9 protein-coding genes, 22 tRNA genes and 3 rRNA genes are annotated in these 15,468 nt (G+C 43.5%); 30 read left to right on the forward strand and 4 right to left on the reverse strand.

Features of this window, described 5'->3' with window-relative positions:
• Positions 1 to 242: 242 nt before the first annotated feature.
• The gene (locus tag ACEWFJ_RS04190; RefSeq protein WP_429706711.1) at positions 243 to 653 is read left to right on the forward strand and encodes a YugN-like family protein; all 411 of its coding nucleotides are present in this window, start codon (positions 243 to 245) and stop codon (positions 651 to 653) included.
• Here the strand turns inward: ACEWFJ_RS04190 and ACEWFJ_RS04195 are convergent.
• Together ACEWFJ_RS04195 and ACEWFJ_RS04200 are read right to left on the reverse strand one after the other, a co-directional pair.
• A complete protein-coding gene (locus ACEWFJ_RS04195) occupies positions 643 to 1,638 on the reverse strand; it encodes a potassium channel family protein (RefSeq protein ID WP_473690603.1) in 996 nt (331 codons plus the stop codon). The genes ACEWFJ_RS04190 and ACEWFJ_RS04195 overlap by 11 nt on opposite strands.
• Positions 1,639 to 1,724: 86 nt before the next feature.
• A complete protein-coding gene (locus tag ACEWFJ_RS04200) occupies positions 1,725 to 2,411 on the reverse strand; it encodes an MgtC/SapB family protein (RefSeq protein WP_098309214.1) in 687 nt (228 codons plus the stop codon).
• A gap of 322 nt (positions 2,412 to 2,733) precedes the next feature.
• On the opposite strand from ACEWFJ_RS04200, the gene ACEWFJ_RS04205 reads away from it, so the two are divergent.
• The 25 genes from ACEWFJ_RS04205 to ACEWFJ_RS04325 all read left to right on the forward strand — a co-directional run bounded on the left by ACEWFJ_RS04205 (position 2,734) and on the right by ACEWFJ_RS04325 (position 9,626).
• A 16S ribosomal RNA gene (locus ACEWFJ_RS04205) occupies positions 2,734 to 4,285 on the forward strand.
• A 243-nt stretch (positions 4,286 to 4,528) separates the two neighbouring features.
• Positions 4,529 to 7,450 (forward strand): 23S ribosomal RNA (locus tag ACEWFJ_RS04210).
• 108 nt (positions 7,451 to 7,558) lie between these two features.
• Positions 7,559 to 7,674 (forward strand): 5S ribosomal RNA (gene rrf, locus ACEWFJ_RS04215).
• The 16S, 23S and 5S rRNA genes sit together here with 22 tRNA genes alongside, the layout of an rRNA operon.
• A 4-nt stretch (positions 7,675 to 7,678) precedes the next feature.
• Positions 7,679 to 7,754, forward strand: a tRNA-Val gene (locus ACEWFJ_RS04220).
• A gap of 6 nt (positions 7,755 to 7,760) precedes the next feature.
• Positions 7,761 to 7,836, forward strand: a tRNA-Thr gene (locus tag ACEWFJ_RS04225).
• Between the two features lie 9 nt (positions 7,837 to 7,845).
• A tRNA-His gene (locus tag ACEWFJ_RS04230) sits at positions 7,846 to 7,921 on the forward strand.
• 24 nt (positions 7,922 to 7,945) lie between these two features.
• Positions 7,946 to 8,026 (forward strand) — tRNA-Leu (locus tag ACEWFJ_RS04235).
• Positions 8,027 to 8,054: 28 nt separating this feature from the next.
• Positions 8,055 to 8,129, forward strand: a tRNA-Gly gene (locus ACEWFJ_RS04240).
• A 16-nt stretch (positions 8,130 to 8,145) separates the two neighbouring features.
• Positions 8,146 to 8,234, forward strand: a tRNA-Leu gene (locus ACEWFJ_RS04245).
• A 3-nt stretch (positions 8,235 to 8,237) separates the two neighbouring features.
• Positions 8,238 to 8,311: transfer RNA gene (locus ACEWFJ_RS04250), tRNA-Arg, on the forward strand.
• Positions 8,312 to 8,319: 8 nt separating this feature from the next.
• Positions 8,320 to 8,393 (forward strand) — tRNA-Pro (locus ACEWFJ_RS04255).
• A 15-nt stretch (positions 8,394 to 8,408) separates the two neighbouring features.
• Positions 8,409 to 8,481 (forward strand) — tRNA-Ala (locus ACEWFJ_RS04260).
• Between the two features lie 16 nt (positions 8,482 to 8,497).
• A tRNA-Met gene (locus tag ACEWFJ_RS04265) sits at positions 8,498 to 8,574 on the forward strand.
• A gap of 4 nt (positions 8,575 to 8,578) precedes the next feature.
• Positions 8,579 to 8,655: transfer RNA gene (locus ACEWFJ_RS04270), tRNA-Ile, on the forward strand.
• A gap of 19 nt (positions 8,656 to 8,674) precedes the next feature.
• Positions 8,675 to 8,767, forward strand: a tRNA-Ser gene (locus ACEWFJ_RS04275).
• A 27-nt stretch (positions 8,768 to 8,794) separates the two neighbouring features.
• Positions 8,795 to 8,871 (forward strand) — tRNA-Met (locus ACEWFJ_RS04280).
• A 2-nt stretch (positions 8,872 to 8,873) separates the two neighbouring features.
• Positions 8,874 to 8,949, forward strand: a tRNA-Asp gene (locus ACEWFJ_RS04285).
• 10 nt (positions 8,950 to 8,959) lie between these two features.
• Positions 8,960 to 9,035: transfer RNA gene (locus ACEWFJ_RS04290), tRNA-Phe, on the forward strand.
• A gap of 15 nt (positions 9,036 to 9,050) precedes the next feature.
• Positions 9,051 to 9,126 (forward strand) — tRNA-Thr (locus ACEWFJ_RS04295).
• A gap of 9 nt (positions 9,127 to 9,135) precedes the next feature.
• Positions 9,136 to 9,211: transfer RNA gene (locus tag ACEWFJ_RS04300), tRNA-Lys, on the forward strand.
• A 7-nt stretch (positions 9,212 to 9,218) separates the two neighbouring features.
• Positions 9,219 to 9,289 (forward strand) — tRNA-Gly (locus ACEWFJ_RS04305).
• 8 nt (positions 9,290 to 9,297) lie between these two features.
• Positions 9,298 to 9,374, forward strand: a tRNA-Ile gene (locus ACEWFJ_RS04310).
• Positions 9,375 to 9,377: 3 nt separating this feature from the next.
• Positions 9,378 to 9,452: transfer RNA gene (locus tag ACEWFJ_RS04315), tRNA-Asn, on the forward strand.
• 5 nt (positions 9,453 to 9,457) lie between these two features.
• A tRNA-Ser gene (locus ACEWFJ_RS04320) sits at positions 9,458 to 9,548 on the forward strand.
• 6 nt (positions 9,549 to 9,554) lie between these two features.
• Positions 9,555 to 9,626: transfer RNA gene (locus ACEWFJ_RS04325), tRNA-Glu, on the forward strand.
• A 151-nt stretch (positions 9,627 to 9,777) separates the two neighbouring features.
• Here the strand turns inward: ACEWFJ_RS04325 and ACEWFJ_RS04330 are convergent.
• Both ACEWFJ_RS04330 and ACEWFJ_RS04335 read right to left on the reverse strand, forming a co-directional pair.
• The gene (locus tag ACEWFJ_RS04330) at positions 9,778 to 10,077 is read right to left on the reverse strand and encodes a hypothetical protein (protein ID WP_440604457.1); all 300 of its coding nucleotides are present in this window, start codon (positions 10,075 to 10,077) and stop codon (positions 9,778 to 9,780) included.
• A gap of 93 nt (positions 10,078 to 10,170) precedes the next feature.
• A complete protein-coding gene (locus ACEWFJ_RS04335; RefSeq protein ID WP_440604504.1) occupies positions 10,171 to 10,395 on the reverse strand; it encodes a penicillin-binding protein in 225 nt (74 codons plus the stop codon).
• Between the two features lie 716 nt (positions 10,396 to 11,111).
• On the opposite strand from ACEWFJ_RS04335, the gene ACEWFJ_RS04340 reads away from it, so the two are divergent.
• The 4 genes from ACEWFJ_RS04340 (at position 11,112) to ACEWFJ_RS04355 (ending at position 15,428) form a co-directional block, all read left to right on the forward strand.
• Positions 11,112 to 12,056, forward strand: coding sequence for an L-lactate dehydrogenase (locus ACEWFJ_RS04340; RefSeq protein ID WP_230576426.1), 945 nt, complete (start codon positions 11,112 to 11,114; stop codon positions 12,054 to 12,056).
• A gap of 359 nt (positions 12,057 to 12,415) precedes the next feature.
• Positions 12,416 to 13,423: a GlgB N-terminal domain-containing protein gene (locus ACEWFJ_RS04345; protein WP_473690606.1), complete on the forward strand. Its 1,008-nt coding sequence runs from the start codon at positions 12,416 to 12,418 to the stop codon at positions 13,421 to 13,423.
• Positions 13,363 to 14,130, forward strand: coding sequence for a hypothetical protein (locus tag ACEWFJ_RS04350; RefSeq protein WP_473690608.1), 768 nt, complete (start codon positions 13,363 to 13,365; stop codon positions 14,128 to 14,130). Before ACEWFJ_RS04345 ends, ACEWFJ_RS04350 begins: the two co-directional genes overlap by 61 nt.
• Positions 14,073 to 15,428, forward strand: coding sequence for a glucose-1-phosphate adenylyltransferase (locus tag ACEWFJ_RS04355; RefSeq protein ID WP_473690610.1), 1,356 nt, complete (start codon positions 14,073 to 14,075; stop codon positions 15,426 to 15,428). The genes ACEWFJ_RS04350 and ACEWFJ_RS04355 overlap by 58 nt, the downstream gene beginning before the upstream one ends.
• Positions 15,429 to 15,468: the final 40 nt, after the last annotated feature.

Consider the following 15,468-nt stretch of genomic DNA (forward strand, 5'->3'; position numbering starts at 1 on the left):
CCAACAGCTTTTTTTGATGAATGTGCGTCGAATGTTGTCGCAAGGTCTTTATCCCGCATTAACGGGCAGTAAAGGCTGGAGAAGGGCGGGGAAGAAAACTGCCCGTAAAAGCCCGATTGGTGAGAGCTCTCCATCAGTGAGAAAAGCGTCACTGATGGAAGTTTCACTTTATATCATGTCGAAGCGCCGATATATGGAGCGCGAAATGGGTATGCTAAAAAAATCTAGAAAGGATGATACATTTGATTCGGATTCATTCGAAGTTAGAAGGACAAACATTCGCTCTTTTCCAGTTAGAAGAAATATTAAAGCCGCTCGGTTATACAATCGGTGGGAATTGGGATTATGAGAAAGGCTGTTTTGATTATAAGATAGATGAGGAAGATGGATATCAATTTTTACGATTACCGTTTACAGCCGTTGAAGGAGAGCTTGATGTAAACGGAGTTATCGTTCGTCTTGATACACCTTATCTTCTTTCGCATGTGTACCAAGATGAACTAGATGATGAGGTAAATACATTCACAGCAGGCTTATCGTCTTTCGATCAGTTTGCAGAACCGAAAGATGCAGATGGGGACATGCAAGCTAAATATATTGATATTGGCAAAGCTATAGTTCGAGAGTTAGAAGAATATCTCTTTAATGTTTAATGACAATGAGTGAATCATTTTCTTGCAGAGTAAGTGAGTGAACTGGATTTATGTGATATTGTCCGTCGCGTTGTATACCAAGTAATAGTATATTTTGTTTTAATAAAGCACTGTTACAATATTCGAATGTTTCACCAGCGTATGTCTGAGGGATATGCGTAAGCTGCAATTTATTTGCAGTAATTTCATTATAAATTGTAAACAGCACCTCTGAAATCGAAGGAAATAATAGGGAAGCGGTAAATACATAACTTGTTAATTTATTTCCTTCAATAATTTCTGTCGCCCCAGCTCGTTTTGCATTTCGAATTTGATCGGAAGTTAGCATTTCAACAATGCAATAAATATTTGGATGTAATCCTTTCGCTGTTAAAATGGTTAGAATAGATTGTGTATCAGCAGAACTCTCACTTTTTTCTTTATCAGCTGTAATCAAAATGGTATGTGCGGTACGAATATTTGCTTTGAGTAAAATATGATCATGATGAGGACAGCCTTTAATAAATTGTAAGTGATGAAATGACTTAGGGAGTAGAGGAAGCGTTTCATCTATAAGAACAATATCAAGGTTTGGTTGTAATACGTGCAGTTGACTTACAACATGCTTAACACGTTCATTCCAACCGACAATAATCATATGACCATGACAAGAGGCAGCCTCTTCACCTTTTATTTTCATATATTGTTTACTAATCATTTCCGTAGCGAACGATATCATATAATAGGAGACGAATCCAGTTCCTAATAAAATAAGAATAATTGCGAGTATTCTTCCAGGTACACTGTGAGGAACATAATCGCCGTATCCAATAGTGAACGTTGTGACAAGCGCCCACCATATGCCGTCAAACCATGTTGGAAAGTGGAGTGGTTCTAATTTGTGTATAAGAAATCCAAAGAGGATAATGAATCCAGTAATTAGGGTAACCAATCGTAAAATGATAGAGTTGCGGAATGTGTCTAAAATACTACTCCGTGCATTCAATGTCTGCAGCTCCTCTCCAATCAATATGGTTATAGTGTTACCATTATAAAAAGAAGAAAAACCCCCTCATAGGAATAAGGGAGTCTTCACATGCTTTCAACTTCGGCTTGTCGTACACTTTCAAGATGCTGAATGGCATAGTACACGTCAGCTGTATGCATTTTTTGGTCAACAGATATTTTCATTTGTAGAAAATGAGCTCCATTTTCTAACGTTTTGAGTTTCATATTTTTAACTTTTATATCCATCTTTTTGATGTCTTCGATAACGATAGGGATGCTTTCCATACTATTCACAACGAGTTTTACAGCAATCTCGCGTTGACGAAGTGACTTTGGTCCTAAAACACTCATTGCAAAAGGAATAAGTTCTACACTAATCATAAGAAAGCACATGCCGGAAATTGCTTCTAGATAAAAACCAGCTCCGACTGCGATGCCAATTCCAGATGCTCCCCAAATCATTGCAGCAGTGGTGAGGCCTGCGATGCTATCGTTATCTCTTCGTAAAATAACGCCTGCTCCTAAAAAACCGATTCCTGATACAACTTGAGCTGCTAAGCGGAGGGGATCCATGCCGATTCTGTTTGAGACGGAGCTTGGTAAGTTATAAGCTGCTTCAATTGAAACAATGGTAAGTAAACAGCTAATAATAGAAATAACTAAGCAAGTTTTGAGGCCTAGTGGCTTGCGCTTTAATTCCCGTTCTAAACCAATCCCAAATCCTAAAATGGCAGAGAGGCCTAGCTTGAGTAATAAATCGAAGTGTTCCATTTGTATCCCTTCCTGTAAAGTGAGGTAATAGACGAGCTTATATTTTATGTATATGGTAAAAGGAAGGGAAGTTGGACAGTTTTTATAAAAAAATTTAAAAAGGATGTTGCATTTCGATTTTCACCATGCTATATTAATAAACGTCGCTGATGCACAACAGCAGAAAGCGAAAAGAAAAAGAAATAAAAAACAATGTTGACATCAAAAAACAAAGATGCTAACATAAGGAAGTCGCAATTGAGCGGCGGACAAGTTCTTTGAAAACTGAACGAAACAAACAACGTGAAACGTCAATTTTTATTTATGATGCTAGACAAACACTTTATTGGAGAGTTTGATCCTGGCTCAGGATGAACGCTGGCGGCGTGCCTAATACATGCAAGTCGAGCGAACCAATTAAGAGCTTGCTCTTAAGAAGTTAGCGGCGGACGGGTGAGTAACACGTAGGTAACCTGCCTATAAGACTGGGATAACTCCGGGAAACCGGGGCTAATACCGGATAACATTTTGCACCGCATGGTGCGAAATTGAAAGGCGGCTTCGGCTGTCACTTATAGATGGACCTGCGGCGCATTAGCTAGTTGGTGAGGTAACGGCTCACCAAGGCGACGATGCGTAGCCGACCTGAGAGGGTGATCGGCCACACTGGGACTGAGACACGGCCCAGACTCCTACGGGAGGCAGCAGTAGGGAATCTTCCGCAATGGACGAAAGTCTGACGGAGCAACGCCGCGTGAGCGATGAAGGCCTTCGGGTCGTAAAGCTCTGTTGTTAGGGAAGAACAAGTGCTAGTTGAATAAGCTGGCACCTTGACGGTACCTAACCAGAAAGCCACGGCTAACTACGTGCCAGCAGCCGCGGTAATACGTAGGTGGCAAGCGTTATCCGGAATTATTGGGCGTAAAGCGCGCGCAGGTGGTTTCTTAAGTCTGATGTGAAAGCCCACGGCTCAACCGTGGAGGGTCATTGGAAACTGGGAGACTTGAGTGCAGAAGAGGAAAGTGGAATTCCATGTGTAGCGGTGAAATGCGTAGAGATATGGAGGAACACCAGTGGCGAAGGCGACTTTCTGGTCTGCAACTGACACTGAGGCGCGAAAGCGTGGGGAGCAAACAGGATTAGATACCCTGGTAGTCCACGCCGTAAACGATGAGTGCTAAGTGTTAGAGGGTTTCCGCCCTTTAGTGCTGAAGTTAACGCATTAAGCACTCCGCCTGGGGAGTACGGCCGCAAGGCTGAAACTCAAAGGAATTGACGGGGGCCCGCACAAGCGGTGGAGCATGTGGTTTAATTCGAAGCAACGCGAAGAACCTTACCAGGTCTTGACATCCTCTGACAACCCTAGAGATAGGGCTTCTCCTTCGGGAGCAGAGTGACAGGTGGTGCATGGTTGTCGTCAGCTCGTGTCGTGAGATGTTGGGTTAAGTCCCGCAACGAGCGCAACCCTTGATCTTAGTTGCCATCATTAAGTTGGGCACTCTAAGGTGACTGCCGGTGACAAACCGGAGGAAGGTGGGGATGACGTCAAATCATCATGCCCCTTATGACCTGGGCTACACACGTGCTACAATGGACGGTACAAAGAGTCGCAAGACCGCGAGGTGGAGCTAATCTCATAAAACCGTTCTCAGTTCGGATTGTAGGCTGCAACTCGCCTACATGAAGCTGGAATCGCTAGTAATCGCGGATCAGCATGCCGCGGTGAATACGTTCCCGGGCCTTGTACACACCGCCCGTCACACCACGAGAGTTTGTAACACCCGAAGTCGGTGGGGTAACCTTTTTGGAGCCAGCCGCCTAAGGTGGGACAGATGATTGGGGTGAAGTCGTAACAAGGTAGCCGTATCGGAAGGTGCGGCTGGATCACCTCCTTTCTATGGAGAATTGATGAACGCTGTTCATCAATATAAGTTTCCGTGTTTCGTTTTGTTCAGTTTTGAGAGAACTATCTCTCGATTAGATACAGCGTGAATATATAGTCTTATATGCGGCTGCGTCTGCAAGTGAAATCCACGATGATGGATTCCTCGCCGCAAGCCAGCAAAGAAGCGTATTCAACGCAGTAGGCTTGTTCTTTGAAAACTAGATAACAGTGTAGCTCATATTTTTTTAATTTTGGTTAAGTTAGAAAGGGCGCACGGTGGATGCCTTGACACTAGGAGTCGATGAAGGACGGGACTAACACCGATATGCTTCGGGGAGCTGTAAGTAAGCTTTGATCCGGAGATTTCCGAATGGGGAAACCCACCATACGTAATGGTATGGTATCTTTATCTGAATACATAGGGTAAAGAAGACAGACCCAGGGAACTGAAACATCTAAGTACCTGGAGGAAGAGAAAGCAAATGCGATTTCCTGAGTAGCGGCGAGCGAAACGGAATCTAGCCCAAACCAAGAGGCTTGCCTCTTGGGGTTGTAGGACATTCTATACGGAGTTACAAAGGAACGAGGTAGACGAAGCAGCCTGGAAAGGCTCGTCATAGAAGGTAACAACCCTGTAGTTGAAACTTCGTTCCCTCTTGAATGTATCCTGAGTACGGCGGAACACGTGAAATTCCGTCGGAATCCGGGAGGACCATCTCCCAAGGCTAAATACTACCTAGTGATCGATAGTGAACCAGTACCGTGAGGGAAAGGTGAAAAGCACCCCGGAAGGGGAGTGAAAGAGATCCTGAAACCGTGTGCCTACAAATAGTCAGAGCCCGTTAACGGGTGATGGCGTGCCTTTTGTAGAATGAACCGGCGAGTTACGATCCCGTGCGAGGTTAAGCTGAAGAGGCGGAGCCGTAGCGAAAGCGAGTCTGAATAGGGCGTTTAGTACGTGGTCGTAGACCCGAAACCAGGTGATCTACCCATGTCCAGGGTGAAGTTCAGGTAACACTGAATGGAGGCCCGAACCCACGCACGTTGAAAAGTGCGGGGATGAGGTGTGGGTAGCGGAGAAATTCCAATCGAACCTGGAGATAGCTGGTTCTCCCCGAAATAGCTTTAGGGCTAGCCTCAAGTGTGAGAGTCTTGGAGGTAGAGCACTGATTGAACTAGGGGTCCTCATCGGATTACCGAATTCAGTCAAACTCCGAATGCCAATGACTTATCCTTGGGAGTCAGACTGCGAGTGATAAGATCCGTAGTCAAAAGGGAAACAGCCCAGACCGCCAGCTAAGGTCCCAAAGTGTGTATTAAGTGGAAAAGGATGTGGAGTTGCTTAGACAACTAGGATGTTGGCTTAGAAGCAGCCACCATTTAAAGAGTGCGTAATAGCTCACTAGTCGAGTGACTCTGCGCCGAAAATGTACCGGGGCTAAATACACCACCGAAGCTGCGGATTGATACCTATGGTATCAGTGGTAGGGGAGCGTTCTAAGTGCTGTGAAGTCAGATCGTAAGGACTGGTGGAGCGCTTAGAAGTGAGAATGCCGGTATGAGTAGCGAAAGACGGGTGAGAATCCCGTCCACCGAATGCCTAAGGTTTCCTGAGGAAGGCTCGTCCGCTCAGGGTTAGTCAGGACCTAAGCCGAGGCCGACAGGCGTAGGCGATGGACAACAGGTTGATATTCCTGTACCACCTCTTTATCGTTTGAGCAATGGAGGGACGCAGAAGGATAGAAGAAGCGTGCGATTGGTTGTGCACGTCCAAGCAGTTAGGCTGGTAAGTAGGCAAATCCGCTTACCGCGAAGGCTGAGCTGTGATGGGGAAGCTCCTTATGGAGCGAAGTCTTTGATTCCCCGCTGCCAAGAAAAGCTTCTAGCGAGATAAAAGGTGCCTGTACCGCAAACCGACACAGGTAGGCGAGGAGAGAATCCTAAGGTGTGCGAGAGAACTCTGGTTAAGGAACTCGGCAAAATGACCCCGTAACTTCGGGAGAAGGGGTGCTTTCTTAACGGAAAGCCGCAGTGAATAGGCCCAAGCGACTGTTTAGCAAAAACACAGGTCTCTGCGAAGCCGTAAGGCGAAGTATAGGGGCTGACACCTGCCCGGTGCTGGAAGGTTAAGGAGAGGGGTTAGCGCAAGCGAAGCTCTGAACTGAAGCCCCAGTAAACGGCGGCCGTAACTATAACGGTCCTAAGGTAGCGAAATTCCTTGTCGGGTAAGTTCCGACCCGCACGAAAGGTGTAACGATTTGGGCACTGTCTCAACCAGAGACTCGGTGAAATTATAGTACCTGTGAAGATGCAGGTTACCCGCGACAGGACGGAAAGACCCCGTGGAGCTTTACTGTAGCCTGATATTGAATTTTGGTACAGCTTGTACAGGATAGGCGGGAGCCTTTGAAGCCGGAGCGCTAGCTTCGGTGGAGGCGCTGGTGGGATACCGCCCTGGCTGTATTGAAATTCTAACCTACGGGTCTTATCGACCCGGGAGACAGTGTCAGGTGGGCAGTTTGACTGGGGCGGTCGCCTCCTAAAAAGTAACGGAGGCGCCCAAAGGTTCCCTCAGAATGGTTGGAAATCATTCGTAGAGTGCAAAGGCATAAGGGAGCTTGACTGCGAGACCTACAAGTCGAGCAGGGACGAAAGTCGGGCTTAGTGATCCGGTGGTTCCGCATGGAAGGGCCATCGCTCAACGGATAAAAGCTACCCCGGGGATAACAGGCTTATCTCCCCCAAGAGTCCACATCGACGGGGAGGTTTGGCACCTCGATGTCGGCTCATCGCATCCTGGGGCTGTAGTCGGTCCCAAGGGTTGGGCTGTTCGCCCATTAAAGCGGTACGCGAGCTGGGTTCAGAACGTCGTGAGACAGTTCGGTCCCTATCCGTCGTGGGCGTAGGAAATTTGAGAGGAGCTGTCCTTAGTACGAGAGGACCGGGATGGACGCACCGCTGGTGTACCAGTTGTTCTGCCAAGGGCATAGCTGGGTAGCTATGTGCGGAAGGGATAAGTGCTGAAAGCATCTAAGCATGAAGCCCCCTCAAGATGAGATTTCCCATAGCGTTAAGCTAGTAAGATCCCTGAAAGATGATCAGGTTGATAGGTTCGAGGTGGAAGCATGGTGACATGTGGAGCTGACGAATACTAATAGATCGAGGACTTAACCATACAATATGTATACTACATTGATGTTATCTAGTTTTGAGAGAATATAAAAAAACTTGTTGACTTTTTTAGTGAATCAAGTATAATAATGATTGTCTCAATTGAATACAGTCTGGTAATGATGGCAGAGAGGTCACACCCGTTCCCATACCGAACACGGAAGTTAAGCTCTCTAGCGCCGATGGTAGTTGGGACTTTGTCCCTGTGAGAGTAGGACGTTGCCAGGCAAATGGAGGATTAGCTCAGCTGGGAGAGCACCTGCCTTACAAGCAGGGGGTCGGCGGTTCGATCCCGTCATCCTCCACCATATAATGCCGGCTTAGCTCAATTGGTAGAGCAACTGACTTGTAATCAGTAGGTTGGGGGTTCAAGTCCTCTAGCCGGCACCAGCAACTATGGCGGTTGTGGCGAAGTGGTTAACGCACCGGATTGTGGCTCCGGCATTCGTGGGTTCGATTCCCATCAGTCGCCCCATTTTTTCTTGAAAAATTATATTATGCGGGTGTGGCGGAATTGGCAGACGCACCAGACTTAGGATCTGGCGCCTTTGGCGTGGGGGTTCGACTCCCTTCACCCGCACTTTTAATAAAATATCTCATATATGTCTGCGGAAGTAGTTCAGTGGTAGAATACAACCTTGCCAAGGTTGGGGTCGCGGGTTCGAATCCCGTCTTCCGCTCCAATTTTCAATATGACATGCCGGGGTGGCGGAACAGGCAGACGCACAGGACTTAAAATCCTGCGGTGGGTGACCACCGTGCGGGTTCGACCCCCGCCCTCGGCACCATATGCGCCCGTAGCTCAATTGGATAGAGCGTTTGACTACGGATCAAAAGGTTAGGGGTTCGAGTCCTCTCGGGCGCGCTTATTAACGGGAAGTGGCTCAGCTTGGTAGAGCACCTGGTTTGGGACCAGGGGGTCGCAGGTTCGAATCCTGTCTTCCCGATAGTTTTAAAATAATGGGGCCTTAGCTCAGCTGGGAGAGCGCCTGCCTTGCACGCAGGAGGTCAGCGGTTCGATCCCGCTAGGCTCCACTTATACTTTATTTATGGCGGTGTAGCTCAGCTGGCTAGAGCGTACGGTTCATACCCGTGAGGTCGGGGGTTCGATCCCCTCCGCCGCTACCATAAAGGACCTTTAGCTCAGCTGGTTAGAGCAGACGGCTCATAACCGTCCGGTCGTAGGTTCGAGTCCTACAAGGTCCACCACTCAAGTTTCATATATCTCGGAGGTATACCCAAGTTCGGCTGAAGGGATCGGTCTTGAAAACCGACAGGCGGCGAGAGTCGCGCGGGGGTTCGAATCCCTCTACCTCCTCCATTTTTATTTAAAAGAATATTATATCATCGCGGGGTGGAGCAGTCTGGTAGCTCGTCGGGCTCATAACCCGAAGGTCGCAGGTTCAAATCCTGTCCCCGCAACCAATGGTCCCGTGGTGTAGTGGTTAACATGCCTGCCTGTCACGCAGGAGATCGCCGGTTCGACCCCGGTCGGGACCGCCATTTATATTAAGGCTCGGTAGCTCAGTCGGTAGAGCAGAGGACTGAAAATCCTCGTGTCGGCGGTTCGATTCCGTCCCGAGCCACCATTTTGAAATATACAAGCCGGCTTAGCTCAATTGGTAGAGCAACTGACTTGTAATCAGTAGGTTGGGGGTTCAAGTCCTCTAGCCGGCACCATTTCAAAATGAGCCATTAGCTCAGTTGGTAGAGCATCTGACTTTTAATCAGAGGGTCGAAGGTTCGAGTCCTTCATGGCTCACCATTTTTATGCGGGTGTAGTTTAGTGGTAAAACAAGAGCCTTCCAAGCTCTGGTCGAGAGTTCGATTCTCTTCACCCGCTTTTTCTATGGGCCTATAGCTCAGCTGGTTAGAGCGCACGCCTGATAAGCGTGAGGTCGATGGTTCGAGTCCATTTAGGCCCACCATATTCCGCAGTAGCTCAGTGGTAGAGCTATCGGCTGTTAACCGATCGGTCGTAGGTTCGAGTCCTACCTGCGGAGCCATATATAGAGAAGTACCCAAGTGGCTCAAGGGGCTCCCCTGCTAAGGGAGTAGATCGCTTACGCGGTGCGAGGGTTCGAATCCCTTCTTCTCTGCCAGAAATTGGCCCGTTGGTCAAGTGGTTAAGACACCGCCCTTTCACGGCGGTAACACGGGTTCGAATCCCGTACGGGTCATAAAAAAAGAGATAGCATATATGCTATCTCTTTTTTATTTGTCTTGTGTTAATGGATAATTAATCCTCAACTTTAATCACATGAGTATTAATTAAAGAAGATAGTTTTTTTATTTAAAATACAATTCTTCGTTTTAATATCAATAAAAATGCTAAAGAACAATTGCATCAATGCGCTCGCAATTAGCGAGGATAATGCGCCCACTTTTATCTATAAACGTAGCAAGACCTGTGTTAAAGTGAAATCCTGTGAAAATTGAAACGGTTAATGGTGTGCCATTAACTATAATTTCGTTTACTTTTCTTCCTAAATTAAAGGTGTTTAAAAGGCAACAAATATCTTCAAGGTGTTTGTTTTTATTTTTTATATGTGAAGATTGTATATCTGTGTCCTTTACTAAATTCGGATTGAATATTTTAGGGGTAGCAGTATGATTTATGAGAATTGACATGTTTCTTTCCCTCTTCCTCTTTTGTTTATCTCGGATAGAAATATATTTTGAAATTATAAAAAAAGAGCTTTTTTCAAAGCTCTCTTTTATAAACTAGCCCTTACTAATTGTAAGTGCTTGAATATCACGGCAATCTATAAGAAGTACTCCTCCTTCTTCGTCTCCTTCTGTAAATACGAAAGTTGCGCAAAAGTTTTCAGGATTAAAGTTAACAAACGTAACATCATCTATAAAGTTTCCATTTAGAAAAATATCTACTACTGTACCTACCTGTAATTCTGCTAGTTGTTCACAGACGCATTTTGTATGCTTATTTATATAAACCAACTCCTTTCAAAATAAATTTTTGACTCAATATATAATATTTGAAAGCTGAAAAAAGGTGTGGACAACTTATATAAGATATATGAGTATTTTCATTTAGCTTAATAATACAAAGGTGCATTGTATTATTATGGGATTTTGTGTTGTCAACTTGTTATATGCCGGCGCTGTTATTGGGTTATGTTTCTTCTTTTTATAAAGTGAAACTTCCATCAGTGGGGGTTCTTCATCCCCCACTGATGGTTAGTTGAACCAATCGGGCTTTTAAAGGCCGTTATCCTCCGCCTATCTTCTTCGCTTCTCTCTCAATCTTGAGATGGGGGTCTTACTGCCCGTTAATGCGGGATAGAAAAAACGGGGCTTATCCAAAGGCAAGTAGGTGTCTTTTGGGAGAGTCCCTTTTACTGCTTACGTATGTTGGATATTGGCGAATCGCCGAATAGACGATAAGTGGTTTATGATTCTGGCGGAACTAGTATGTGAATGTATTTCGCTTAAACTGGGATAGATTCCATACCTGATACTATAATTTTCTCTCATCTGTGAAAAAGTTCACAAATAGGTCATAATTTGTGAATACATTCACAAATGAACGTGCTACAATATGTGTGTAAGGAAGTTAAACAATATAAAATCAGTATTTTAATTATTTACTTAAATGACAATGATAATAATAATAATGAAATGAAAAATAGAGAGGGGATTTTACCATGAAAAAAGGTATTAACCGCGTAGTATTAGTAGGAACAGGAGCTGTAGGTTGCAGCTATGCATATTCTATGATTAACCAAGGTGTAGCTGAAGAGTTTGTTCTTGTTGACGTAAACGAAGCAAAAGCAGAAGGGGAAGCAATGGATTTAAGCCATGCTGTTCCATTTGCTCCAGCTCCAACAAAAGTTTGGAAAGGCAGCTATGCAGATTGTAAAGATGCAGATCTTGTTGTTATCACTGCTGGATTACCACAAAAGCCAGGTGAAACTCGCTTAGATTTAGTTGAGAAGAATACAAAAATCTTTAAACAAATCGTTCGCGGCATTATGGATAGCGGATTTGATGGTATCTTCTTAATCGCAACTAACCCAGTTGATATTTTAACTTATGTAACTTGGAAAGAATCTGGATTACCAAAAGAACGTGTAATTGGTTCTGGTACAACTTTAGACTCTGCTCGCTTCCGTTACATGTTAGGTGAATACTTAGATGTGGATCCACGCAACGTTCACGCATATGTTATTGGTGAACATGGCGACACAGAGCTTCCAGTATGGAGCCATGCTACTGTTGGTGTACAAAAACTTGAAACAATCTTAGCAAACAATGAAAAGTACAATCAAAGCGATTTAGATGAAATCTTTGTGAATGTACGCGATGCTGCTTATCATATTATTCAACGTAAAGGTGCAACTTACTACGGTATCGGTATGTCACTACTACGTGTAACTAAAGCGATTTTAAACAACGAAAACAGCGTATTGACAGTATCTGCATATCTTGAAGGACAATATGGACAACAAGATGTTTACGTAGGTGTTCCAGCAGTTATCAACCGCCAAGGTGTTCGAGAAATTGTAGAGCTTGAATTAAATGAAGAGGAAGAATTGAAATTTGATCATTCTGTAAAAGTGCTAAAAGAAACTATGGCACCAGTACTATAATCCAAATTGTATAAACCCCTTTCCGGCAGCCCCCTGTATATCCCCTTTTGCCGGAAAGGGTTTTTTTATGTTTTGCTGAAAGTTAATTACTTTTTAAACGTAATATGTATTTTACTCTAATAGGAAGTAATGAATCGCAGTAAAATCTCCCCTCTTTTTCATTTTGAAAATTATTCTAAAATAAAACGCTTACAAGGAATATTCGTCAAAATTCGATATTTTCAGCGGAAATTTACGGAATTCCCATGAATTTCCGCGAAAAAAACGTATGTTTTTTTAGAAAATCGCAAGGATATTTCTATTTACCGAAGAATAGTAATAACATATTTAAAATTCTGTCATCTTGTGAGGTGAACATAGTGATTGTAACAAATTGTAATGAGGAAAAAATGCTATTGTTTCATAAAGAGAAATTTTACGATAGCTACGAAATATTTGGTGCTCATCTAACGAAGGAAGATGGGGTGCAAGGAACACGTTTTTCTGTATGGGCTCCTCATGCACAAGCTGTGAGTATTGTAGGAGATTTTAATGAATGGAATAATCAAATTCATAAAATGGTGCGAGTGACAGAGGATGGAATTTGGTCTTTATTCATACCAAATGTAGCTCAGCTGGAATTGTACAAATATGCAATTGAAGCCTTAAACGGCCATACAATTTTAAAAGCTGATCCGTATGCAATATATGCTGAAGTGAGACCAAATACGGCATCCATTGTTTATGATATAAAAGGATATAAGTGGAAAGATCAGAAGTGGTTTCAAAAAAAGAAACGAAAACCAATTTATAATGAACCGTTAGCAATTTATGAGCTTCACTTTGGTTCATGGAAAAAGAAAGAAGATGAGTCTTTTTACTCTTACAGAGAAATGGCAGATGAGCTTATTCCGTATGTAGTAGAGCATCAATTTACTCATATTGAAATTATGCCGCTTATTGAACACCCATATGATCGTTCTTGGGGATATCAAGGGACTGGATATTATGCACCGACAAGTAGATACGGAGCACCGCAGGATTTTATGTATTTTGTCGATGAATGTCATAAATATGGGATCGGTGTCATTTTAGATTGGGTACCAGGGCATTTTTGTAAAGATGCTCATGGGCTTTATTTGTTTGATGGAGAACCAACGTATGAATATAGAGATCTTGATGTACAAGAAAATCACGTATGGGGAACTGTGAATTTTGATTTAGGAAAACAAGAAGTACGAAATTTTCTCATTTCGAATGCATTGTTTTGGATGAAGTATTATCATATCGACGGCTTTCGCGTTGATGCGGTTGCTAACATGCTATATTGGGAGCGAAACGGGGGCAGGAAAGTAATGAACATGCTGTATTATTCCTGCAACAGCTGAATGAAGCAGTATTTGCGGAAGATCCAACTTTCTTAATGACTGCAGAAGATTCAACAGCATGGCCGCTCGTAACTGCACCGACATACGAAGGTGGACTTGGTTTTAATTATAAATGGAATATGGGCTGGATGAATGACATTTTAAAATATATGGAATGTGCGCCGGAGTATCGGAAATATATTCATGACAAAGTAACATTTTCACTGCTTTACACGTATTCTGAGAATTTTATTTTACCGTTATCACATGATGAAGTTGTACACGGGAAAAAGTCGCTATTAAATAAAATGCCGGGTGATTATTGGTCCAAGTTTGCTCAGCTTCGTTTATTGTATGGCTATTTATTTACACATCCAGGTAAGAAGCTGCTCTTTATGGGCGGCGAGTTTGGACAATATGACGAATGGAAAGACCTTGAAGATTTAGATTGGGGCTTACATGATTTTGAAATGCATGATCGTACGCATGATTACTTTAAGGAGCTCATAGCATTGTATAAGCGCTCTAAGCCGCTTTGGCAGCTTGATCACACAGAAAATGGTTTTCAGTGGATTGATGCGGATAATCGTGAGCAAAGTATTTTTTCGTTTATTCGCCAAGGGAGAGAGAAGAGGATGTCCTCGTTATCGTTTGTAACTTTACAAATGCGGTGTATGAAAACTATAAAGTTGGCGTACCAGCATTTCGCTATTATAACGAAATTTTAAATAGTGATAGTTCTGCATACGGCGGTTCGGGACAAATCAATAAGAAGCGATTAAAAGCAATTATGGAACCTTATCATAATCAGCTTGCTCATGTTGAAATGACAATACCACCATTTGGAATTTCAATTTTACGGCCGGTGAAAACACGAAAGGGAGTAGTACACAAGATGGTACAAAAGCAGACGTGCGTAGCAATGTTATTAGCAGGGGGAAAAGGTAGTCGTTTAAGCGCCTTAACAAAAAATCTAGCGAAGCCAGCTGTTCCATTTGGCGGTAAATATCGCATTATTGATTTTACATTAAGTAACTGTGCGAATTCTGGTATTGAAACAGTGGGGATTTTAACACAATATCAGCCGTTAGAATTGCATAGTTATATCGGTATTGGAGATGCATGGGATTTAGACCGTGTAAATGGAGGGGTTACTGTACTCCCTCCTTATGCAGAGTCTTCTGGAGTGAAATGGTATACAGGAACGGCAAGTGCCATTTATCAAAATTTGAATTATTTAAAGCAGTATGATCCGGAATATGTTCTCATTTTATCTGGCGATCATATTTATAAGATGGATTATGCAAAAATGCTCGATCATCACATGGAACGAGAAGCAGATGTCTCTATTTCTGTTATTGAAGTACCGTGGGATGAAGCAAGCCGCTTTGGCATTATGAATACGAATGAAGCGATGGAAATTGTTGAGTTTGAAGAAAAACCGCAGTTTCCAAAAAGCAATCTAGCTTCAATGGGCATTTATATTTTTAATTGGGCTATTTTAAAAGAGTATTTAGAAATGGATGCAAGAAATCCAGAATCTAGTAATGATTTTGGAAAAGATGTGATTCCCCTTTTATTGGATGAAGGGAAAAAGCTTGTTGCGTATCCATTTAGCGGGTATTGGAAAGACGTTGGAACAGTGAAGAGCTTATGGGAAGCAAATATGGATTTGCTTCGCGAAGATTCATCACTCAACTTATATGACCGTGATTGGCGAATTTGTTCCGTTAACCCGAACCAGCCGCCTCAATATATTGCACCGTCAGCTAAAGTGGAAGAATCGTTAATTAACGAAGGTTGTGTTGTAGAAGGTGATGTGCAGCATTCTGTATTGTTTCAAGGGGTAATCGTGGAGGAAGGCAGCAAGGTTGTAGATTCAGTTATTATGCCAGATGCCAGAATTGGAAAGAATGTTGTGATTGAGCGTGCCATTGTTGGGCCAGGGATGGTCGTTGAAGATGGAGCAATCATTCGTCCGGAACGAAATATTGAAGACGTTGTATTAATTGCAGAGGAAAATTAAATGAAGTAAAACTAATGATTAGCAAGGGGAGCTTAATCCC

The sequence above is a fragment of the Bacillus sp. EA-CB0995 genome (assembly GCF_055814245.1).

Excerpts from the sequence above, each read along its gene's own strand:
- ACEWFJ_RS04330 (WP_440604457.1), bottom strand. The coding sequence starts at position 10,077 with ATGTCAATTCTCATAAATCATACTGCTACCCCTAAAATATTCAATCCG.
- ACEWFJ_RS04200 (WP_098309214.1), bottom strand. The coding sequence starts at position 2,411 with ATGGAACACTTCGATTTATTACTCAAGCTAGGCCTCTCTGCCATTTTA.
- ACEWFJ_RS04340 (WP_230576426.1), top strand. The coding sequence starts at position 11,112 with ATGAAAAAAGGTATTAACCGCGTAGTATTAGTAGGAACAGGAGCTGTA.